Genomic DNA, 20482 nt, shown 5'->3' on the forward strand with positions numbered 1-20482 from the left:
TTCCTTCTCGCGCTGCAATATATGCAACCAAAGGACGGGCGACAAGGACAAGACCTTTGGACAGAGCGGGTTTTGCCTCGGATCCAGGCCGCGCCAGGGGGCGGCTGGTGCCAGAGGAAGAAAGCAGTTTCCGATCATGCTTTCAGCGGGATCGGGACAGGATCATTCATGCCAGCGCCTTTCGGCGGCTGAAACACAAGACGCAGGTCTTTGTCGAACATGAAGGTGACAGCTATCGCACCCGGTTGACGCATTCCATCGAGGTCGCTCAGGTGGCGCGTACGATTGCCGGCGCGCTTTGCCTCAACCCGGAACTGACCGAGGCGGTGGCGCTGGCGCATGATCTGGGCCATACCCCGTTTGGGCATACCGGTGAAGACGCCCTGCACGCATTGATGCAGCCCTATGGCGGTTTTGACCACAACGCACAGGCCATTCGGATCGTGACCCGACTGGAACGTCACTACGCCGAATTTGACGGCTGTAACCTGACCTGGGAATGTCTGGAAGGCATTGCCAAACACAACGGGCCGGTTGTCGGAGAGCTTCCTTGGGCCTTGGCAGAGTGCAATGCCGGTTTCGATCTGGAACTGTACACTCATGCGAGCGCCGAGGCGCAGGTTGCTGCATTGTCAGACGACATTGCCTATAACAATCATGATCTTCTGGATGGCTTACGTGCTGATCTGTTCACGGATGAGGACATTCAGCAATTGCCCATCGTGGGGGATTGCTATGCTGAGGTGGATCGCAAGTATCCGGGTCTGGACCCATATCGCCGCAGGCACGAGGCGTTGCGGCGGGTGTTTGGGGTGATGGTCTCGGATGTTATCGATACCTCGCGGGACCTGATCGCTAAGTCTGGGGCGCAGACGGTCGAGGATATCCGCCATCTCGGCCATCCGGTGGTCCAGTTTTCAGCTGCTCTTTGGGCGCAACTGAAAGAGATCCGCGCCTTGCTGTTTGCACGCATGTACCGCGCGCCCAGCGTGATGCAGGTTCGGGCCGAGGTCAGCGCGGTTGTTGAGGAACTGTTTCCGATCTACCTCAATGATCCCAAACAGATGCCCGTGCGCTGGCACGGGGATATCGAGGCTGCGCAGGATGAAACTGCTCTGGCCCGGATCGTGTCTGACTATATCGCTGGGATGACGGATCGGTTCGCGCTGCAGGATCACGCTCGGCTGACCGGGCGTTGACTATTCAACCTCGATGTAAGCCAGCGCCCAGACCTGTTGCCCGGCTTGTTCTTGCGCCAGCTCTTCATCATCTGTCGGAGGGAACACGATCATCGTTGGGCCATAGCCACCGATCCCCATCGGGGACCCGTCAGCATGCGTGGCCAAGATGGGTTGATGTGACGTGATGCTGTCCCAAGAAATCTCCGATTGATAGCCGTCCATGGCCAGGGGTTTTGCGGTTTTGCCGACAGCGCCTGCCAATGTCATAACATCTGCCAAAAGAGGTCCGGAAAAAGCGATCTCTCTCTGATTGCCTTCGGGGCCATAAGGGATTGTGATCTCGACTTGCTTTATGCCGTCCAGTGCCACTGCGTCGAACCCGGCGGCGCCATCGTGCTGAACATCTAGAAAGCCCAGTAGACCGCCGTCATTCTCGCCACGGGGTGGCAGATTGGTTTCGGTCACCGCGCCACCAAGTGTCAGTAGGACGTGACCGGTGGGGCTGGGCATCTCAGCCAACACAGGAAGCGAGGTTGTCAGCAGCAGGGCAAGGGGCAAGGCAAGGCGCATAAGGTAGTCTCCGGTTGATCAGGCCCTATCGAGACTAGCGGGCTATGGATTGAAGCCAAGCGCAAACTTGTGCGATCCATTGACGTTCACGTCTTGCGTGGTAAACCGCCCGGCAAGCAAAAGGACATCCGTAATGAACCTGTTTTCCGAGATCCGCGCCCTGGTATTGGACGCGTTGACGCAGATGCAGTCCGAAGGCGCGCTGCCCGAAGGGCTGAGCTTTGACAACGTGGCGGTCGAGCCGCCGCGCGATGCGGCGCATGGCGATATGGCGACCAACGCGGCGATGGTGCTGGCGAAGCCCGCCAAGATGAAGCCGCGTGACATTGCGGATGCTTTGGCGGTCAAGCTGGCCGCCGATGACCGGATCACCAGCGCCGAAGTTGCGGGGCCGGGGTTCCTAAACCTGCGTCTTGCTGCGAGTGTCTGGCAGGGTGTGCTTGCGCGCGTTTTGGAGATGGGCACCGATTATGGCCGCTCGACCATGGGGCGGGGGCAGAAGGTCAACGTCGAGTATGTTTCGGCCAACCCGACCGGTCCGCTGCATGTGGGCCACACGCGGGGGGCGGTGTTCGGCGATGCTCTGGCGAGCCTGCTGGCCTATTCGGGTCATGACGTGACGCGTGAGTACTATATCAACGATGGTGGCGCGCAGGTAGATGTGCTGGCGCGTTCGGCCTACGAGCGCTACCGCGAAGCCAATGGTCTGAGCCCCGAGATTGCCGAGGGGCTTTACCCCGGTGATTACCTGATCCCCATCGGCGAAGCGCTGAAAGAGAAATACGGCGATGGCCTGATCGACAAGCCCGAGAGCGAATGGCTGGAAGATCTGCGCGAGTTTTCGACCGACGCGATGATGGACCTGATCCGCGCGGACCTGAAGGCGCTGGGCGTTGAGATGGACGTGTTCTTCTCGGAGAAATCCCTCTATGGCACAGGCCGGATCGAGGCCGCACTGCAGTCGCTTACCGACAAGGGTCTGATCTATGAAGGCGTGCTGGAGCCGCCCAAAGGCAAGAAGCCCGAGGATTGGGAGCCGCGCGAGCAGACCCTGTTCAAATCGACCGAGCATGGCGATGACGTCGATCGCCCGGTCAAGAAATCGGATGGCGCCTGGACCTATTTCGCCCCGGATATCGCCTATCACTACGACAAGGTCAGCCGTGGTTTTGACGCGCTGATCGACGTGTTTGGTGCGGACCACGGTGGCTATGTCAAGCGGATGAAAGCAGCCGTCTCGGCTCTGTCTGACGGTAAAGTGCCGCTGGATATCAAGCTGACCCAGCTGGTGAAGCTGTGGAAAAATGGCGAGCCGTTCAAGATGTCCAAACGGGCCGGGAACTTTGTAACCCTGCGCGATGTGGTCGATCAGGTCGGACCGGATGTGACCCGGTTCGTGATGCTGACCCGCAAGAACGACGCGCCTCTGGATTTCGATTTCGACAAGGTGCTGGAGCAGAGCCGTGAGAACCCCGTGTTCTACGTGCAATACGCCCATGCCCGCGTCATGAGCGTGCTGCGTCGCGCTGCCGAGGCCGAGATTGCTGCTGATGATGCGGCACTGTCGAACGCGGATCTTAGCAAAAACGATCACGCATCCGAACTGACGGTTGCCAAGAAATTGGCGGAATGGCCACGGCTGGTCGAGATTGCTGCGCGGACCAATGAACCGCACCGGGTTGCCTTCTATCTGTATGAATTGGCAGGGGATTTTCATGCTCTGTGGAACAAGGGCAACGAAGAAACCCAGCTGCGTTTCATTCAGGATGGCGATGTTGCCACAAGCCAGTCGAAAATCGCATTGGCGCGTGCCGTTTCTGTTGTGATTTCAGCAGGCTTGGGTATTCTTGGCGTTACTCCGGCGCAGGAGATGCGGTAACCAATACCGCCCGAACCGCCGGTCTGAGGCAGACAAGAAATGACCCGCGCGCTTTGATTTCAGGCGCAGTCGGGCGGTGAGGCAACATGGCGAGTTACGATTACTCGGGGCATCACGACCCCGATCAGATGCATTATACGAATCAATCACAGGCTCAGGATGTCTATCCCGAGGATGAACCACGCGGTGCGTTTGGGCTCGCGCGGATGGTGAATGTTCTGGGGGCGGTGGCTTCGTTGGCATTGGTCGCCGGTGTTGGTGTCTGGAGCTACAAGCTGGTGATGCGCGATGTCAGCGGTGTACCAGTTGTGCGCGCTGCCGAAGGTCCGATGCGTATCCAGCCTGAAAATCCCGGCGGACGACCTGCCGATCATCAGGGGCTGGCGGTGAACGCTGTGGCTGCCGAAGGTACGGCTGCGGCCCCTGCGGATCGTCTGATCCTTGCACCGCGTCCGGTCTCGTTGACCGACGAAGACCTGCCAGCAGGCGAATTACAGCCCACTCCGGCGTTGCATGTGGTGGAAGAACCGATCTCGAACCAGGAAGCCGCGGCGCTGCGGCAAAACGCGGTTGATGCCCTGGTGGCAGAACTGGCAGGCGAGGCGGCGCGAGCCGATCAAGAGGCCGCACCGGGTGTGCAGGTTGCATCCCTTGTCGCGCCCGAGGAAGAACCCGCCATCGACCCGGCCGATCTGGCTGCAGCACTGCCAGACCCGGCGATTGCGGAACTGCCCGGCGTGCGCCGGTCACTGCGTCCGCATACGCGCCCGGCGCGTCGTGCGCCTGCTGCCGATAGCTCTGAGGCCTCGATCAATGCGGCTGTGAAGGCGGCTGTTGGTCTGGATATCGACCCCGATACGCTGAGCAAAGGAACCCGTCTGGCCCAGTTGGGCGCCTTTGAAAGCCCGGATGTGGCAAAAGCCGAATGGGGGCGTCTGAGCGGCCAATTTGGTGAGTATATGGATGGAAAACAGCGTGTTATCCAGAAAACCTCAAGCGGAGGACGCACCTTCTATCGGCTGCGCGTTCTGGGGTTCGAGGATCTGAGCGATTCTCGTCAGTTCTGTGCCGCACTCGTTGCACAAGGTGCTGACTGCATCCCGGTCGCCGTCCGGTGACATTTGGCGCTGCGATCACCGATGCTGAGGGACTGCGGCTAACCGACGACGAACGGGCCTTGTTCCGCGAGATGAACCCGTTTGGGTTCATCCTGTTTACCCGTAACATCGACAGCGCCGATCAGGTCCGGGCTTTATGCGATGATTTCCGCGAGGCGGTCGGACGTAATTGTCCGATCACCATAGATCAGGAAGGCGGGCGCGTTCAGCGCCTGCGCGCGCCTCTGGCCCGCGAGTGGATGCCTCCGCTGGATCATGCAGAGCGGGCCGGAGAACAGGCTGATCGGGCCATGTATTTGCGCTATCGCCTGATCGCGCATGAGCTGTTCGAGCTCGGGATCGATAGCAACTGCGCACCCACATTGGATCTGGCCCGGGCTGAGACTCATGCGTTTCTGCGCAACCGGTGTTACGGCGAAGATGCGGACACCATCGGCAACATCGGACGTGCCGTGGCGCAGGCCCATCTGGATGGCGGTGTTCTGCCTGTGGTCAAACATATGCCCGGTCACGGACGTGCAACGCTGGATACTCATTTTGAGTTGCCTTTGGTCGATCTGCCTTTGGAGGAGCTGAAAGATACTGATTTCGCACCGTTTCGCGCGTTGAACGATCTGCCGATTGGCATGACCGCGCATTTGGTTTTCGGGCAGATTGACCCGCTCCCGGCGACCATCTCGCCCGAAATGATGACGGTGATCCGAGACGTTATTGGTTTTGATGGTCTGATCATGACCGACGATATCTCGATGAAGGCGCTGAGCGGCTCGGCGGCTGAGCTGTCGCGTCAGGCGATAGAGGCCGGGTGCGACGTGGTTCTGCACTGCAATGCCAGCTTGATGGAACGCGCCGAGGTGCTTAAGGCCGCCGGCCAGATGACCGATCTTGCTCAGGCCCGTGCCGATCGGGCATTGGCGATGCGCAAACCCCCGCAGGAACTTGACATCGAGGCCACCGAAGCGGAACTATCTGCCCTAATGGGCGGGCAGGTATATGAACGATAACCTTTTCAGCGAAGACACGGTCTCGGTCGCCGATCGACTGGCAGCCGAGGCGTTGATCGTTGATGTCGACGGGTTCGAAGGCCCGCTGGACGTGCTGTTGACCTTGTCGCGCACCCAGAAGGTGGATCTGCGGAAAATCTCGGTTCTGGCACTGGCGCAGCAATATCTTGCCTTCGTGGAAAAGGCCCGCGCGCTGCGGATCGAACTTGCGGCGGATTATCTGGTCATGGCCGCATGGTTGGCCTTCCTGAAATCCCGCTTGTTGCTGCCACCGGACCCGGATGACGAAGGCCCCTCGGGCGAGGAACTGGCCGCGCATCTGGCGTTCCAGTTGGAACGCTTGCAAGCCATGCGAGATGCTGCTGCACGTCTGATGGCGCGAGACCAATTGGGGCGTGATTTCTTCAAGCGCGGGCAGGGCGAGGATGTCACCCGCATCCGCACGGTGACCTATTCCGCGACGCTGCTGGACCTGATGCAAGGCTATGCCCGGATCCGCACACGGGACGAGTTCCGGCCATTTGTAATGGACCGTGATGCCGTGTTTACCATGGAACAAGCCTTGGAACGGATGCGCCCGCTGATCGGATTTGCCGGAGCTTGGACCGATATGGAGACCTACCTGCCGGAGGGGTGGGAGGCTGATCCAGTTCGCAGACGCTCGGCCACAGCCGCAACCTTTGCGGCCTCTCTGGAGTTGGTGAAAGAAGGACATATGGAGATGAAGCAAAGCGAGACCTTTGCTCCGATCCAATTGCGCAAGAGGACCGAAACACGTGACTGACACACCCGAAGAGACCGGCACCCTGTTTGAAGCGCCCCCGCTGGCCGAGCAGGAACGCATGGTCGAAGCGGTGCTGTTCGCCAGCGCTGCGCCAGTGACGGTTGCCGATCTTGAGGCGCGGATGCCGCATGGCAGCGATGCGGCGCAGGCGGTTGAACTGCTTCAGAAACGGTACGAAGGGCGCGGCGTGCGCGTGGTCAAGGTGGGTGAGGCCTGGGCGATCCGCACCGCTCCCGACCTCGGATTTTTGATGCAGAAGGAAACGGTTGAAACCCGCAAGCTGAGCCGCGCAGCGATTGAGACGCTGGCCATCGTGGCCTATCACCAGCCCTGCACCCGGGCCGAGATCGAGGAAATCCGGGGGGTTTCCGTGTCGCGCGGGACGATTGACCAGCTGCTGGAAATGGAGTGGATTCGACTGGGCCGTCGCCGTATGACACCAGGTCGTCCGGTGACCTTTGTGGTGACGCCAGAGTTTCTGGATCATTTCGGTCTCGAAAACGCCCGTGATCTGCCGGGGCTCAAGGAATTGCGCGCTGCCGGGCTGCTTGAAAACCGCCCGCCACCAGGAGCCATGCCGCTGGGCGAGGGGCAGGACGAGGCAGAGGACGAGGATCAGACTGAGCTGTTCGAGGAAGAGTGATCAAGCGGCCCTTTTGTTGCCGCAGATGAACGCTATCTTGAGGCATAGGAAACGGAGTTGAGCAATGAACGCCAATCGGATCATCGACATGATCGTGCGACAGGTCATGCGGCGCCTAGTGAACAAAGGAATCGACAAGGGCATCGATATGGCCAGTCGTCGTGGCGGGAACCCGGATCAGGCACCCTCGAATACGGGCGCGCCGAAGAATGCCAGTGCGCCGCGTCACGCGAAGAACCTAAGGCAAGCACATCGGGTAACGCGCCAGATGCGCCGGTTCATGAAGTTCTGAAGTCTAGCTTATCGCCTTGAAATGCTTGGACAGTTTCAGGCCTTGTCCCTGATAATTCGATGCGATGCCAGCGCCGTATAGTTGCGTGGGCATCTCGGCCATTTTCTCATAGACCAATCGCCCGACGACCTGCCCGTGTTCCAGCACGAAAGGTGCCTCGTGGCAGCGAACCTCAAGCACACCGCGTGATCCGGCGCCGCCAGCCTCAGCATGGCCGAAACCGGGATCGAAGAAGCCTGCATAATGCACACGGAACTCTCCGACCATGGCAAGATAGGGGGCCATCTCGGCGGCGTACATCGGTGGGATATGCACCGCTTCGCGGCTGACAAGGATGTAAAAGGCACCGGGATCCAGAATGATGCGCCCATCCTTTGTGCGCACCTCTTCCCAGTATTCCTGCGGGTCGTATTCGCCGATCCGGTCCAGATCGATAACGCCCGTATGCGGCTTGGCACGATAGCCGACCAGATCAGCATCCGGCAGTTGCAGATCAACCGAGAAACCCAGCCCATCTTGGATGACAGCAGGGCCATCGACCAGCGGCGATTCAGCATGCAGATCGTTCAGTTCGGCGTCGGTTAGAACCGCTTGACCCTGACGAAATCGGATCTGGTTCAGACGCATGCCTGGCCGGACCAGGACCGAGAAGGAACGAGGGCAAATCTCGGCATAAAGTGGCCCGGTATAACCTGCCGGAATACGGTCAAACTCGGTCCCGCCATCGGTGATGGTGCGGGTTAGCAGGTCCAGCCGCCCGGTCGAGCTTTTGGCATTGGCCACGGCGCTGGTATGGCCGGGCAGGTCCAGTGATTCCATCAGCGGCACCAGATAGACGCAGCCTTTTTCCAGAACGGCCCCGTTGGTGATGTCGATCCGATGCATCTCGAACTCGGTCAGACGGTCAGCGACGGATCGGGTTTCACCAGCTAAAAAGGATGCGCGAACCCGGTAAGCCACTGTTCCCAAACGTAGATCAAGGCTGGCCGGCTGCACCTGAGCAGGGACGACATCCGGTGTGGCAGTGATCTCACCGCGCGCGATCATCGCCTCGATCTGCTGGTTTGGGCATACACCTGTCATTCCGATCCCCCCTGATGCCAGAGCGGGATCTGGCCAATGTGCCATAAACGTCGGTGTGATATGGTCGGGCTAGCAGGACTCGAACCTGCGACCTTCCGTCCCCCAGACGGACGCGCTACCAGGCTGCGCCATAGCCCGACGTTGGAGTGTTCATAAAGAAATTCCCGGCAGGGGCAAGAGGAAAACAATGCCTTTTTCCTATCCCGCCGTGTTGGCTTCGACCCGGTCCAGCCAGCTGCGCAGGTCCCGTGCGATGGGTGCGATTTTGTTCAGAAGATCGGCGTCAAATTCGGTACGATTCCAGACCAATGACGTCAGGCCACCTGTAAGAGGTGCCGTATCGAGCACCGGTTCTTGCGGCTCGGGAGCGGGCAGCGGTTCTGCGGGTGCGCCCTCAGGGGGGGCAGCTGGCGCATCAAGGTCCATATCGATTTGTTCAGATGCAGGCGCAGCTGAGAAGGGGACGACAGTGTCGTCAGAAGTTTGGGGTTCATCCACGGGTGTTTCGTCCAGCCCATGGGACAGCCCGATGACATGGGCAACGCCGCGTTCGCGCAAAATCCGCTGAACACCTTTGATCGTCACCCCATCTTCATGCAACAGTTTCTTGATGCCGCCCAGCAATAGCATATCGTTCGGGCGATAATAACGCCGACCTCCGGCGCGTTTGACGGGTTTGACCTGAGTAAACCGACTTTCCCAGAATCGCAGAACATGGGCCTGTACACCGAGCCAATCCGCAACTTCAGAGATCGTGCGAAATGCGTCGGGGGATTTGCTCATGTCCGCAGAGCTCCGGCGTTATTTGCGATTCCCGGCGGCGACGCGATCCTTCATCAGATGCGACGGGCGGAAGGTAAGAACGCGGCGGGGTTGAATAGGAACCTCTTCGCCGGTTTTAGGGTTGCGACCGATACGGGCGGTTTTGTCCCGAACGCTGAAGGTGCCAAAAGACGAAATCTTGACCTGTTCGCCACGCACAAGCGCATCGGACATGTGGTTCAGAACGCTTTCGACCAGCTGTGCGCTTTCATTGCGTGACAAGCCAACCTCGCGAAAGACGGCCTCGCTCAGATCCATTCGGGTCAGTGTTTTGTCGCCCATGTTTTTTCCCCTGTTGCTACCAAACCATAGGGTCAGGGCAAATTCACTGTCAATATCAATGAATTGCGTGCGGCTGTGTAAGCCGGAATGCGCTTGTTACCAGCGCAAAAGGACCGATCCCCAGGCCAAACCGCCACCGATCGCCTCTGTCACCAGCAAATCGCCCGGTTTGAACTGCCCACGCTGCTTGGCCACGGACATGGCCAAGGGAATCGAGGCCGCCGAAGTGTTGCCGTGATCCTGTAGGGTGACAACAACGTGATCCATTGGCACACCCAGTTTCTTGGCGGTGCCCTGAATGATGCGGATATTGGCCTGATGCGGCACGATCCAATCCACATCTTCATGTTTCAGCCCAACTTTTTCCAAACAGGTTTCGGCGGTTGAGGTCAAACGCTCAACCGCTTGTCGGAACAATTGGTTGCCCTTCATTCGCAGATACCCGGTGGTCTGGGTCGACACCCCACCATCGACATAGAGCAGATCCTTGTAGCGCCCGTCCGAGTTCAGATCGGTGGCCAGAATCCCGCGATCGTCGGAGGTGCCATTGCCGTCCTGCCGTTCCAGGATCAACGCACCTGCGCCATCGCCAAAAAGCACACAGGTTGACCGGTCCGACCAGTCCATGATTCGAGAGAATGTCTCGGCCCCGATCACCAGAACCCGTTTTGCCTGATCCGACAGGATCAGCGCATTGGCATTGGTCATCGCATAGACGAATCCGGCACAGACCGCCTGTACGTCAAAGGCAAATCCTCTCGTCATGCCCAAGCGAGACTGCACCATCGTGGCAGCAGACGGAAAGGTCAGATCAGCGGTTGAGGTTGCAAGCACGATGGCATCGATATCATCAACCGATAGACCCGCATCGGCCAGGGCGGCCTCGGCAGCTTTGGTGGCCATATCCGAGGTCGTTTCCCCTTCGGCTGCAAAGTGGCGGCGTTCGATACCGGAGCGCGTTCGGATCCATTCGTCCGACGTATCCAAGGTTCGTTCGAACTCGGAATTCGGGACGATACGTTCGGGCAAATAATGCCCCACACCTACAACGACTGAACGGCCTGCCATTCTTGGGTACTGCCTTCTTTGTTATTCTTCCGCCTGCGGCGCGGCATGGGCGGCATCTTGTGCAAGCTGGGCTGTTGATGCAACCCGTGCGGCCAATTTTTCGGCAAATCCCGACTCGGCTAGTGTAAAGGCCAGTTTGACTGCTGCCGAAACACCGGTTGCGTCCGCACCTCCATGCGATTTCACGACTGTGCCATTCAGGCCAAGGAACACCCCGCCGTTAACTTGTCGAGGATCGATACGCTTCTTCAAACGCCGCAACGAAGTAATTGCCAAAACCGATGCAAGACGTGAAAGAGGCGTATATTTGAACGCCTGCCGCAGCAGATCACCGATCAGGCTGGCGGTGCCTTCACCTGTCTTGATGGCGACATTACCGGTAAACCCGTCGGTTATGATCACATCTGCCTTGTCACCGGGGATATCGCTGCCTTCGACAAAGCCCACAAAATCGAAGTTTGCGGGATCGGCAAAATCGGCGATCAGGGAATGCGCCTCTTTCAACTCGGCCCGGCCTTTATGTTCCTCGGTGCCCACGTTCAGCAGGCCGATCCGGGGACGGTTCAGCGCCATCCCGTTGCGGGCGTAAGAGGCCCCCATCAGCGCATATTGCAGCAGGTCCTTGGCATCGGCTCGGACATCGGCGCCCACATCCAGCATCACGTTGAAGCCCTGAGGATTGCGCGAAGGCCAAAGGATCGCAATTGCCGGACGGTTTACGCCCGGCAATTTGCGCAGGCGCATCATCGACAGCGCCATCAGGGCACCGGTGTTGCCGCATGAAACCGCCCCGTGTGCTTCACCCTGGCGCACGGCTTCCAGTGTCGACCACATCGACGTCTGTTTGCCGTTGCGCACAACCTGGCTGGGCTTATCTTCCATTGTGACCACGTCGGGGCAATCACGAAAATCGACGCGCCCATCCAGGACGCGCCGTTTCGCTACGAGCTTGCGCAGCGTGTCTTCGGGACCATGCAGCAGAAACCCGATATTGGGGTTCTTCTTTGCTGATCGCGCAAGGCCTGCAACAACAACTGCGGGACCTGCGTCCCCCCCCATAGCGTCAACCGAGATGGTGATCCGTTCGGCGTGCGTGGGCTGTTCAGTCATTCCCGGGCCAGCGTTCAATCAGGCTTAGGCCGCGTCTTCGTCCAGGTCGATTTCGTCGGCCTGTGCGATCACCTCACGGTCATCATAATGGCCACATGCGCCACAGACGTGGTGTGGGCGACGAAGTTCGCCACAGTTCGGGCATTCGTTCGGGTTTGCAGCAACCAGAGCGTCGTGTGCGCGGCGGTTGTTGCGACGCGACTTGGAAACTTTGTTCTGTTGGACGGCCATGGTCTCAACCTTTGTCTGACTGTGGGCCAGCAGATTCGCTGCCGACCGGGTTTCATATTTCGTTTTATCGTGGTTTGACGCGCGTTTAGGGTACATGCCCCACGTTGTCCAACCTAAAATCCGATGAGCGCGCGAAAATACTGCGATTCTCGTCATGATCAAGCGATTTTTCTGACCGCCTGCTATGACAGGAAATCAAGGCTCTGTCACTCGTCTTTTTTCAGTGCATCCCGCAGTTCGGCCAACCCAGCAAAGGGTTTGGCATCTTCATCTGTCATCGCCTGTTTGCCGGGTTCTGTATAGTCAGCCTGACCCATCTGGGCCCCGTCCTTTCGAGGGTATTGAGGCAGGGCCAGCGATAGTGCTTCGATCATCACGATCTCGGGGTCGATCTCGGCCCCAAGCGGCTCGGTCTCGTCGCCTTCCGGGATTTCGTATTCCGGTTCGTCCGGATCGGACCAATCGGCCACATACAGGCGTGAAACAGGCAGATCGATCCGGGTTGTCACTGGTTCCAGCGTCACGACGCAGGGCTGAATCACCGTTGCACCCAATGTGCCGGTCAGGACCCAGTCGCGCTTACCATCGGCGCGCACTTGCCCCGCAAAGCTAAGTTTGCGCAGCCCAAGTAGGCCCAAATCCTGTTTGATTGCCTCCAGCGTTTCCTTTTCCGGGCGCAGCTCAAACGAGGTTGGTGTGTTTTGTGGCAGGTCGGCCACCCGCAGGGATGTAACGTTGCCCATGTCCTGAGCCTTTCTATGTGTTGAACCGTGGCTGCGGTTTCTGTAATCGGATAGAAGCCGCAAGAGGCCAAGGCAAGAGGGTGAGCAAGTTGATGGTTGGAAACAGGTCGAAAACGGCGATGCGAACAGGTGCGTTCCTTGCCTGCCTTACTGCGATTACCGCTTGTACGCCGATTTTTAGGAATCACGGTTATGTGCCGCCTGCGGATGAACTGGCCGAAATTAAGGTCGGCACAGACACACGCGATAGCGTGACCGAGGCCATCGGCGCCCCGGGCATTTCCGGTGTCGTGAATGATTCTGGCTTCTATTATGTGCGCTCTCGCGTGCGCCATTACGGCCCCAAACGGCCCGAGGTCGTTTCGCGAGAGCTGGTCGCGATCAGCTTTGATCAGCGCGGCGTGGTCCGGAATATCGAAAGATTCGGGCTTGAAGACGGGCTTGTGATCCCGCTGGAACGCCGTGTGACCGAATCCAGCGTCAGCGACACAGGCTTCCTGCGTCAGCTGCTTGGCAATATCGGCAACTTCAACCCGGCGAACATTCCGGGTGCGTCCGAATAATATCGCTGACCGTCTTGTCTGCTTCACATGACGGTCACATCTTCTGTGGTAACGGGAGCGTAGTTCAGAAATCCGGTCCGCAAGCGCGGAGGAAGCGACGATGACCAATGCCGTCTTGTTAAGCAAGGGACGCTATCAAGCGCGACTGGCGCAAAGTGCCAATGATCTGAAAGCAGCGCAGCGCCTGAGGACCCTGGCCTTTGAAACGGATCGGATCGATACGGACGCGTTTGATGCCGCCTGCGCCCATGTTCTGGTCGAGGATTTGCGGGCCGATGGGCAGTTGGTTTGCTGTTTTAGGATGCTGACCATGGCAAATGGTGCGGATATCGGGCGCAGCTATTCTGCCCAGTTCTATGATCTCTCCAGCCTCGAAGATTTCGATGGCCGCATGGTCGAGATGGGGCGGTTCTGTATCCATCCGGACTGGACCGATCCGGATATTCTGCGCGTCGCGTGGGGGGCCATGACCACCTTTGTCGACCAGAATCAGGTCGAGATGCTGTTTGGCTGTTCCTCATTCGCCGGAACCGAGACCGCGCATTATCTGGATGCGTTTGCGATGCTGAAACATCGCCATCTGGCCCCGAAACGCTGGTTGCCGCGGGTCAAGGCTCCGGATGTTTTTCGCTTTGCCTCGCGTTTGCGGCGTAAGCCTGATGCCAAAAAGGCGATGCTGCGGATGCCGCCCTTGTTGCGCACTTACCTGATGATGGGCGGCTGGGTCAGCGATCATGCGGTGGTCGACCGGCATATGAACACGTTGCACGTGTTCACTGGGCTGGAAATTGGGTCGATCCCTCCGGCGCGGAAACGTCTGCTGCGCGCGGTGGCCGGGTAGGTCGCGTATTTCCGAAAAGGTGAAGCGGGGCGTTGACGCCTTGTGCCTGCCGGTTTAGCTGGCGGTCATGGCGAGAATTCCTTTGTTGCAGATGTCCGACATTTCCCTGACCTTCGGGGGTGATCCGGTATTTTCCGAGCTTGATCTGGTGGTTCAGCCCGGCGACCGCGTCGCGCTTGTGGGGCGGAATGGGTCGGGTAAATCCACATTGATGAAAGTGATGGCCGGTCTGGTTGAGGCGGATCAGGGCGAAATCACCGTGCCGCCCGGAAAATCCGTTGGGTATATGGAACAGGACCCCGGAATGGAGGGGTTTGCCACGCTGGGCGATTATGCCTGCAGCGGGTTGGAGCCCGGCGAGCTGTACAAGGTGGAACGTGCGGGCGAGGGGCTGAAGTTCGATCCCGACCGCGCCGTCGAAACCGCCTCGGGCGGTGAGCGGCGGCGGGCAGCCTTGGCCAAGCTGATGGCCGAAGCACCGGATTTGATGTTATTGGACGAGCCGACCAACCATCTGGATATCGAAGCCATCGCCTGGCTGGAACGCGAATTGGGGTCAACTCGTGCAGCTTTTGTGCTGATCTCGCATGACCGCGCGTTTTTGCGCGCTTTGACCAAGGCGACACTGTGGATCGATCGCGGTGCCGTGCGGCGACAGGAGCAGGGTTTTGAGGCGTTTGAAGCCTGGCGCGACAAGATCTGGGAAGAAGAGGATCAGCAGCGCCACAAGCTGAACCGTTTGATCAAATCCGAGGCCAAATGGGCCGTCGAAGGGATCAGCGCTCGGCGTAAGCGCAATCAGGGCCGGGTGCGGGCACTGCAGGCCTTGCGGGCCGAAAAGGCAGCGCAGATCAAGCGCCAGGGCTCTGCTGCGATGACGCTTGAGGCTGGGCCAAAATCCGGCCGAAAGGTGGTTGAAGCCAAGGTGTTGGCCAAGTCTTTTGGCACTCAGAAGATTGTGCGAAACTTTGATCTGCTGGTGCAACGCGGCGACCGCGTCGCGTTTGTGGGCCCCAACGGTGTGGGCAAGACCACCCTGCTGAAAATGCTATTGGGGCAGGAACCAACGGATGAGGGCTCTGTCGCCTTGGGCACAAATCTTGAGGTGGCCGTATTCGACCAAGCCCGCGCGCAATTGGACCCGGAGATGACCCTGTGGGACAGCCTGACCGGCGATCCCGAAATGCGGGTCTCTGGCAAGGCCGATCAGGTGATGGTGGGCGGGCAGCCCAAACATGTGGTGGGGTACCTGAAGGATTTCCTGTTCGACGAACAACAGGCCCGCGCCGCCGTTAAATCTCTGTCCGGGGGCGAGAAAGCGCGGTTGCTGCTGGCCAAACTAATGGCCAAATCCTCGAACCTTTTGGTGTTGGACGAACCAACCAACGATCTGGACGTGGAAACACTGGATTTGCTGCAAGAGCTGCTGGACGAGTATGACGGCACTGTTCTGCTGGTCAGCCACGACCGGGATTTTCTGGATCGCATCGCGACGACAACCATTGCCATGGAAGGCGACGGGCGGGCCACGGTTTATGCCGGGGGATGGTCAGACTACATCGCGCAGCGTGGCGACGTGCCTGGGAAAAAGGAAGAAAAAGCAAAAGCTTCAAAGCCAAAGGTAAAGCAAGAGGCAAACCCGAAAACAGGCCTGTCATTCTCAGAAAAACACCGGCTTGAGAAACTGCCAGCCGAGATTGCACGGCTTGAGGCCGAGATTTCGAAGCTCGAAGAATTGATGTCCGATCCCGAACTGTTCACCCGCGAGCCGGTCAAGTTTCAGAAGGCAACCGACGCTTTGGTGCAACGGCAGGAAAAGCTCGCCTCGGCTGAGGAAGAGTGGCTGACGCTGGAAGAAAAGGCCGAAGCGGGTTAGCCGCTTAGCGAACGCATCTACCCTGTTCGCGCGCAGCCCGAGGTTCTGTGACCTCGGGCTTTTTCTTTTGAGCAGTTAACCAATCCGCGTCATCTCGTTCAGGACGAAATCAGCAACACTGCCCTCAGTCGCCTCCATATAGGCGGAGAGGTGCGGAGCATTCATGTGGGTCTGCCATAGCTCGCGAGATTCCCAGTTTTCGTAAAAGACAAAGAAACCGGGATTGGTTGTGTCGATATGCAGGTCGTATTGAATGCAACCCTCTTCACCGCGCGTGATCGGGATCAACTTTTCCAACTCGGCGCGCACAAGGTCTTCTTCGCCGGGATGGGCGGTGATCTGGGCGAGAACAGTCAAGGCCATGATGTATCCTATGGGTGATTTTTGCGATGACCTGGGATATGTGACATACACGTCATCTGCGCAAGAACGCACAGTATGTGCAGGTAGGCACTATTTGTATACTATAAGAACAAGAGGCCAAATATGGATCGGTTCGAACGATATGATTGCAGCGGTGGTTGCCCGGTTGAGGCGGGTCTGGAACAAATATCGGGCAAATGGAAGGGCTTGGTGATCTACCATCTGCTGGGTGGAACCATGCGATTTAGTGCGTTGTCACGCGCTTTGGGAACGGTGACCCAGCGCAGCCTGACCAAACAACTGCGTGAGTTGGAGGCTGATGGAATCGTGCATCGCGAAGTCTATCCGGAGGTACCGCCCAAGGTCGAATACAGCCTTACACCCAAGGGGCAAGCATTGGGCCCTGTGATTGAGGCACTCGCCGATTGGGGACAAAACCGCGTTTTGATCTGAGCATTGTCAGAGAGGGCGTGCAGGGTTTCCGACTACGGTTTCTCCGGCGGCCACATCCTTTGTGACCACAGCACCCGCGCCGACGATGGCGTTATCGCCGATTGTAACTCCAGGCAGGATAAGGGCGCTGCCGCCGACCCAGACGTTGCTACCGATTGTCACCGGCAACGCGATTTCCAGCCCGCGGGCGCGCTCTGCCGGGTCTTTGGCGTGTTGCGCGCAATAGATTTGCGCCTGAGGCCCGAACATCGTGTCATCGCCGATCTGCACCTGTGCCGTATCCAGAACCACGCAGCCCGCATTGAAATAGACCCGTTTGCCCAGGTGGATATTGAGGCCATAGGCGCAGTGAAACGGTGCCTCGACATAGCAATCGGAACCCGGATCACCCAGCAGCGCATGCAGCGCCGGGTCCATGTTGCCGCGCGTATCAGGATCGCACGAGTTATGTGCGTGAACCGCGCGCCGGGCTGTGGCGCGTAGGGCGTCGAGCTCGGGGTCGAGGCAGCAATACCACGCACCAGCCTGCATTTTCTCGCGTTCGGTCATGGGGCAGACTTACCGCATCCGCAGCGCGCCGTCGATGCGAATGACCTCGCCGTTCAGATACCCCATCTCGACGATGAAACCGGCCAGTCGGGCGTATTCCTTCGGATCGCCCAGACGCGGCGGGTTGGGCACGTCAGCGGCCAGTTGTTGCTGCACTTCTTCGGGCAGGCCCGCCAGCATCGGTGTCATGAAGATACCCGGTGCGATGGCCATAACCCGGATACCGGTTGAGGCCAGATCGCGCGCCATCGGCAGAGTCATCCCGACCACACCGCCCTTGGACGCGGCGTAGGCCGCCTGACCCTTCTGCCCGTCAAAGGCCGCAATCGACGCTGTGTTGATGATCACGCCGCGCGCGCCATCCGGTTCGGGCTCATTTCTTGCCATTTCAGCAGCGGCAAGACGCGAGACGTTGAAGGTGCCGACCAGATTGATGTCGATGGTACGCTGGAAGGCGCCCAGCGGATGCGGACCATCCCGGCCCACTGTTTTGATACCGTAGGCGATGCCCGCGCAATTCACCGCAGCATTTATCCGACCCATTTTTTCCATTGCGGTGGCGATGGCGGCCGAGACCGAGCTTTCCTCGGTCACATCGGTCTGTGCAAAATGACCTCCGATCTCGCGGGCGACCTGTGCGCCGCGATCCTGATCCCGGTCCAGAATAGTGACCTGTGCGCCTTGATCAGCAAAATGGCGAGCGGTCGCTTCTCCCAGCCCCGAGGCGCCCCCGGTGACGATGGCAGCGGTGTTTGACAGATTCATGGCGGCCCTCCAATTTTTTCTGAACATTTGTTCAATAACGGGGTGAGGCGGGATCTGTCCAGACAATTGACTCTGCCTCTCTGAACTATGGTGCCACGTGACCTAACGTTAAGAAATCTTCAGCTTGCGCTCATCCAGTTTTTACGCACCACCACCATCTGCTGATCGAATAACCTGACATCTTCGGGTGTTTCTAGGTCAGGAGGATCTGAAAATGTTAATGAGTACCAAAGGTAAACTGGGCGCATTTGCAATTGCGCCATTTGTTGGAATTCTGATGGCAGGCAGCGCGGCTGCCGCAACAGAAGTCTGTAACTGGAAAACCGCCCGCACGGCGGCGAATAACGGAGATTACGCCGCACTCTGCGCCTGTTCGCAGGTCACGCCAAGTTTTCTGAAGCAACTGCAAAGGCGCGCGGATTTTGAGACGACCTTGCAGAATACCGGCGCCATGTGCCCGGGTCTTGCTGCCTTGTTGACAGATTTGCCAACGGCGTCGATTTCCGACCCGAACAGCAATCGCGGCGAAGATCGCAGCTCGGATGGCCCATCACAACGCGCACCGGGTGCGGGTGAAAACGGCGATGGTGGTGATACCGGTGGCGGAGGTCAAGGGCCGGGTAATGGCGGCGGAGACGATCCTGGCAATGGCGGTGGAGACGGCCCCGGAGATGGGGGCGGCGATCCCGGCAACGGTGGCGGTGATGGTCCCGGTGACGGCGGAGGCGATCCCGGTGATGGCGGCGGTGACGGTCCTGGCGATGGTGGCGGCGGCCCCGGTGATGGCGGTGGTGATAACCCCGGAGACGGGGGCGGTGAAGGCCCCGGCAAAGGGGGTGATGGCCCTGGTAAGGGTGGCGGCAAAGGCGGCGACGGTCCCGGCAAGGGCGGTGGCAAAGGTGGCGGTAAAGGAAAGCGCTAAACCATCTTGCTTCGCAATGGCACAAGAAAAAAAACGGCCACCAAATGGTGGCCGTTTGTCTTCGCGATCTCGCAGGTGTCACTTTATCCCAGTTGCACCAGCGCATGCCGCTTCTTGCCCGCGCTGAGCTTGATGGGTGAGGACAGAGCAACTGAATCGATCATCAAACCGGCATCAGTCAGCGGCGCGTCATCCAACTTTGCACCGCTTTCGGCGATCAGGCGTTTGGCCTCTTTGCCGGATTTGGCAAGGCCGGATTTGACGATCAGTTGCACAATCGAAACCGGCAGATCATCGCTCGACAGGGTCAGGGTCGGCAGATCATCACCAACGCCGCCTTTTTCGAACACCGCGCGCGCGGTGGCCTCGGCAGTTGCGGCGGCCTCAGACCCGTGCAGCAGCGTCGTGACCTCGTTGGCGAGACGGATTTTTGCCTCGTTGATCTCGGACCCTTGCAGCGCGGCCATCCGGTCGCATTCGTCCACAGGCAGTTCGGTGAAGATTTTCAGGAACCGGCCCACATCGGCATCGGTCGTGTTGCGCCAGAACTGCCAGAATTCATAGGCCGACAGCATATCGCCGTTCAGCCAGACGGCACCGCCCTGCGATTTGCCCATCTTGCGCCCGTCGCTGGTGGTCAGCAGGGGGGTGGTCAAACCATAAATTTCATGATCCAGCACGCGGCGGGTCAGGTCGATACCATTGACGATGTTGCCCCACTGGTCCGAACCGCCCATCTGCAGAACGCAGTCATAGCGGCGGTTCAGTTCGAGGAAGTCATAGGCCTGCAGGATCATGTAATTGAATTCGAGGAAGCTGAGGCTTTGCTCACGATCCAGCCGCGATTTCACCGACTCAAAGCTAAGCATCCGGTTGACCGAAAAATGCCGCCCGATATCGCGCAGGAAATCGAGGTAGTTCAGGCCGTCCAGCCATTCGGCGTTGTTCAGCATCAGCGCGCCGGTCTCGCTGTCGTCATAGGACAGGTACTTCGAGAACACCTGCTTCATACCCGCGATATTCGCGTCGATCTGTTCGGGACCAAGCAGCGGGCGTTCGTCCGACCGGAACGAGGGGTCGCCAACCTTGGTGGTGCCGCCACCCATCAAAGTGATGGGCTTGTGTCCGGTCTTTTGTAGCCAGCGCAGCACCATGATGTTCATCAGGTGACCAACATGCAGCGACTGTGCTGTAGCGTCATAGCCGATATAAGCCGTCTGCACCCCAGAGATCAGCGCGTCGTCAAGGCCCTGATAATCGGTGCAGTCAGCCAGAAAGCCGCGCTCGATCATCGTGGCGATGAAATCCGATTTGGGGTGGTAGGTCATGCTTTGCCCTTT

24 protein-coding genes and 1 tRNA gene are annotated in these 20482 nt (G+C 58.9%); 12 read left to right on the top strand and 13 right to left on the bottom strand.

Annotated features, from left to right (window positions below; all coding sequences use genetic code 11):
* The first annotated feature begins 56 nt into the window (after positions 1–56).
* Positions 57–1199, top strand: coding sequence for a deoxyguanosinetriphosphate triphosphohydrolase (locus ACR0JX_RS06950; RefSeq protein ID WP_480542566.1), 1143 nt, complete (start codon positions 57–59; stop codon positions 1197–1199).
* On the opposite strand, the gene ACR0JX_RS06955 is transcribed toward ACR0JX_RS06950, so the two are convergent.
* Entirely contained in the window at positions 1200–1751 is a 552-nt protein-coding gene (locus tag ACR0JX_RS06955; RefSeq protein ID WP_480542568.1) for a putative pterin-binding protein, read from the bottom strand. It lies immediately after the preceding gene.
* Positions 1752–1884: 133 nt separating this feature from the next.
* Here ACR0JX_RS06955 and argS point away from each other — a divergent pair, with 133 nt between their 5' ends.
* The 6 genes from argS to ACR0JX_RS06985 all read left to right on the top strand — a co-directional run bounded on the left by argS (position 1885) and on the right by ACR0JX_RS06985 (position 7471).
* A complete protein-coding gene (gene argS / locus ACR0JX_RS06960) occupies positions 1885–3630 on the top strand; it encodes an arginine--tRNA ligase (RefSeq protein ID WP_480542570.1) in 1746 nt (581 codons plus the stop codon).
* 86 nt (positions 3631–3716) lie between these two features.
* Complete coding sequence (locus ACR0JX_RS06965; RefSeq protein WP_480542572.1) at positions 3717–4748, top strand: SPOR domain-containing protein; 1032 nt, start codon at positions 3717–3719, stop codon at positions 4746–4748.
* The gene (gene nagZ / locus ACR0JX_RS06970) at positions 4745–5752 is read left to right on the top strand and encodes a beta-N-acetylhexosaminidase (protein WP_480542574.1); all 1008 of its coding nucleotides are present in this window, start codon (positions 4745–4747) and stop codon (positions 5750–5752) included. The genes ACR0JX_RS06965 and nagZ overlap by 4 nt, the downstream gene beginning before the upstream one ends.
* Positions 5742–6536, top strand: a complete 795-nt coding sequence (locus ACR0JX_RS06975) for a segregation and condensation protein A (RefSeq protein ID WP_480542576.1) — start codon at positions 5742–5744, stop codon at positions 6534–6536. The genes nagZ and ACR0JX_RS06975 overlap by 11 nt, the downstream gene beginning before the upstream one ends.
* On the top strand, positions 6529–7179 hold the full coding sequence (gene scpB, locus ACR0JX_RS06980; RefSeq protein WP_170530509.1) for an SMC-Scp complex subunit ScpB: 651 nt from the start codon (positions 6529–6531) through the stop codon (positions 7177–7179). The genes ACR0JX_RS06975 and scpB overlap by 8 nt, the downstream gene beginning before the upstream one ends.
* Positions 7180–7243: 64 nt before the next feature.
* On the top strand, positions 7244–7471 hold the full coding sequence (locus tag ACR0JX_RS06985; RefSeq protein ID WP_480542578.1) for a hypothetical protein: 228 nt from the start codon (positions 7244–7246) through the stop codon (positions 7469–7471).
* 3 nt (positions 7472–7474) lie between these two features.
* Here ACR0JX_RS06985 and ACR0JX_RS06990 read toward each other — a convergent pair whose 3' ends face one another.
* The 8 genes from ACR0JX_RS06990 to ACR0JX_RS07025 all read right to left on the bottom strand — a co-directional run bounded on the left by ACR0JX_RS06990 (position 7475) and on the right by ACR0JX_RS07025 (position 12810).
* Positions 7475–8554: a 2'-deoxycytidine 5'-triphosphate deaminase gene (locus ACR0JX_RS06990; RefSeq protein ID WP_480542580.1), complete on the bottom strand. Its 1080-nt coding sequence runs from the start codon at positions 8552–8554 to the stop codon at positions 7475–7477.
* A 61-nt stretch (positions 8555–8615) separates the two neighbouring features.
* Positions 8616–8692, bottom strand: a tRNA-Pro gene (locus tag ACR0JX_RS06995).
* A 60-nt stretch (positions 8693–8752) separates the two neighbouring features.
* Positions 8753–9337 carry a MerR family transcriptional regulator gene (locus ACR0JX_RS07000; protein ID WP_480542582.1) on the bottom strand — a complete coding sequence of 195 codons (585 nt, stop codon included), beginning with the start codon at positions 9335–9337 and terminating at the stop codon, positions 8753–8755.
* Between the two features lie 18 nt (positions 9338–9355).
* The gene (ihfA, locus tag ACR0JX_RS07005; RefSeq protein WP_008755922.1) at positions 9356–9658 is read right to left on the bottom strand and encodes an integration host factor subunit alpha; all 303 of its coding nucleotides are present in this window, start codon (positions 9656–9658) and stop codon (positions 9356–9358) included.
* 96 nt (positions 9659–9754) lie between these two features.
* A complete protein-coding gene (locus ACR0JX_RS07010) occupies positions 9755–10726 on the bottom strand; it encodes a beta-ketoacyl-ACP synthase III (protein WP_353006724.1) in 972 nt (323 codons plus the stop codon).
* A gap of 21 nt (positions 10727–10747) precedes the next feature.
* Positions 10748–11836: a phosphate acyltransferase PlsX gene (gene plsX / locus ACR0JX_RS07015; protein ID WP_480542584.1), complete on the bottom strand. Its 1089-nt coding sequence runs from the start codon at positions 11834–11836 to the stop codon at positions 10748–10750.
* Between the two features lie 24 nt (positions 11837–11860).
* Complete coding sequence (gene rpmF / locus ACR0JX_RS07020; protein WP_480542586.1) at positions 11861–12067, bottom strand: 50S ribosomal protein L32; 207 nt, start codon at positions 12065–12067, stop codon at positions 11861–11863.
* A 206-nt stretch (positions 12068–12273) separates the two neighbouring features.
* Positions 12274–12810 (bottom strand): YceD family protein, encoded by a 537-nt coding sequence (locus ACR0JX_RS07025; RefSeq protein ID WP_480542588.1) that lies wholly within the window; start codon positions 12808–12810, stop codon positions 12274–12276.
* A gap of 92 nt (positions 12811–12902) precedes the next feature.
* Between ACR0JX_RS07025 and ACR0JX_RS07030 the strand changes: the two genes are divergently transcribed.
* The 3 genes from ACR0JX_RS07030 (at position 12903) to ACR0JX_RS07040 (ending at position 16090) form a co-directional block, all read left to right on the top strand.
* Complete coding sequence (locus ACR0JX_RS07030) at positions 12903–13373, top strand: outer membrane protein assembly factor BamE (RefSeq protein ID WP_480542590.1); 471 nt, start codon at positions 12903–12905, stop codon at positions 13371–13373.
* Between the two features lie 100 nt (positions 13374–13473).
* A complete protein-coding gene (locus ACR0JX_RS07035; RefSeq protein ID WP_480542592.1) occupies positions 13474–14214 on the top strand; it encodes a GNAT family N-acetyltransferase in 741 nt (246 codons plus the stop codon).
* Between the two features lie 67 nt (positions 14215–14281).
* On the top strand, positions 14282–16090 hold the full coding sequence (locus ACR0JX_RS07040) for an ABC-F family ATP-binding cassette domain-containing protein (RefSeq protein ID WP_480542594.1): 1809 nt from the start codon (positions 14282–14284) through the stop codon (positions 16088–16090).
* Between the two features lie 75 nt (positions 16091–16165).
* On the opposite strand, the gene ACR0JX_RS07045 is transcribed toward ACR0JX_RS07040, so the two are convergent.
* Positions 16166–16453: a putative quinol monooxygenase gene (locus ACR0JX_RS07045; protein WP_480542596.1), complete on the bottom strand. Its 288-nt coding sequence runs from the start codon at positions 16451–16453 to the stop codon at positions 16166–16168.
* A 123-nt stretch (positions 16454–16576) separates the two neighbouring features.
* Here ACR0JX_RS07045 and ACR0JX_RS07050 point away from each other — a divergent pair, with 123 nt between their 5' ends.
* Positions 16577–16906 (top strand): winged helix-turn-helix transcriptional regulator, encoded by a 330-nt coding sequence (locus ACR0JX_RS07050; RefSeq protein WP_480542598.1) that lies wholly within the window; start codon positions 16577–16579, stop codon positions 16904–16906.
* A gap of 6 nt (positions 16907–16912) precedes the next feature.
* On the opposite strand, the gene ACR0JX_RS07055 is transcribed toward ACR0JX_RS07050, so the two are convergent.
* The gene (locus ACR0JX_RS07055; RefSeq protein WP_480542600.1) at positions 16913–17455 is read right to left on the bottom strand and encodes a sugar O-acetyltransferase; all 543 of its coding nucleotides are present in this window, start codon (positions 17453–17455) and stop codon (positions 16913–16915) included.
* Positions 17456–17464: 9 nt separating this feature from the next.
* Positions 17465–18220 carry a 3-hydroxyacyl-CoA dehydrogenase gene (locus ACR0JX_RS07060; protein ID WP_480542602.1) on the bottom strand — a complete coding sequence of 252 codons (756 nt, stop codon included), beginning with the start codon at positions 18218–18220 and terminating at the stop codon, positions 17465–17467.
* A gap of 220 nt (positions 18221–18440) precedes the next feature.
* On the opposite strand from ACR0JX_RS07060, the gene ACR0JX_RS07065 reads away from it, so the two are divergent.
* Positions 18441–19142, top strand: a complete 702-nt coding sequence (locus ACR0JX_RS07065) for a hypothetical protein (RefSeq protein ID WP_480542604.1) — start codon at positions 18441–18443, stop codon at positions 19140–19142.
* An 83-nt stretch (positions 19143–19225) separates the two neighbouring features.
* Here the strand turns inward: ACR0JX_RS07065 and tyrS are convergent, their stop codons facing one another.
* Complete coding sequence (tyrS, locus tag ACR0JX_RS07070) at positions 19226–20470, bottom strand: tyrosine--tRNA ligase (RefSeq protein ID WP_480542606.1); 1245 nt, start codon at positions 20468–20470, stop codon at positions 19226–19228.
* Between the last annotated feature and the right edge of the window lie 12 nt (positions 20471–20482).

The organism is Ruegeria sp. AH7, from assembly GCF_056541325.1.